1 protein-coding gene is annotated in these 649 nt (G+C 64.4%); it reads right to left on the reverse strand.

The window, feature by feature from the left end; translation table 11 throughout:
- Nucleotides 1-638 (reverse strand): IS30 family transposase (locus KNP74_RS14850; protein ID WP_214764708.1); only part of this gene is annotated, 638 nt, incomplete at its 3' end.
- Nucleotides 639-649: the final 11 nt, after the last annotated feature.

Genomic DNA, 649 nt, shown 5'->3' on the forward strand with positions numbered 1-649 from the left:
CCCTCCGGGAAGGCGGCGTGGACCGTGTGGATCGCCCCCTCCATCGAGGCCGCGCTACGGTCCGCGATCGGCAGGGCGAGGTAGAACCGGCTCTTGCGCTCGACGAACGTCGCGACGCAGGCCTTCGACTTCCCTCGTCCGGAGACGACGGTGTCGAGCTCCCAGTGCCCGAACGTTTGGCGCCCCCTGACCTCCGAAGGCCGTTTCGAGATGGACAGCCCGACGTTGAACCTCCCGCGTGTCTCCACCGGTTTCCGGCGCTTGCCTTTCTGGCGGAGCGCGGTCGTCGGCACGTCGATCAGCCCCGAGTAGATCCAGCGATAGATGGTCGAGAAGGCGATCCTTCCGTCGAAGAGCCGCCCCACGATCTGTTCCGGGGACCAGGTCGCTCGCAGCTTCCTGATGATCGTCCGACGCATCGTTTCGTCGAGCTTCGTCTTGGCGCCGCAGTTCGCTTTCGCCCTCACGTAGCGTTCCTGTGCACGTTCCGACTTGTACCCGGGGTTCCTCCTGATCTCCCGCGAGACGGTCGAGGGCTGTCGCCCGAGCCGTCTCGCGATGGACCGGATGGACATCCCGAGCTCCAGATAGGTCTCTATTTTCACGCGTTCGGCTGTGGTAAGATGGGTGTAGCTCATAGCGATTCCTC

It is taken from the genome of Exiguobacterium sp. s141, assembly GCF_018618085.1.
Taxonomy (GTDB): domain Bacteria; phylum Bacillota; class Bacilli; order Exiguobacteriales; family Exiguobacteriaceae; genus Exiguobacterium; species Exiguobacterium mexicanum_A.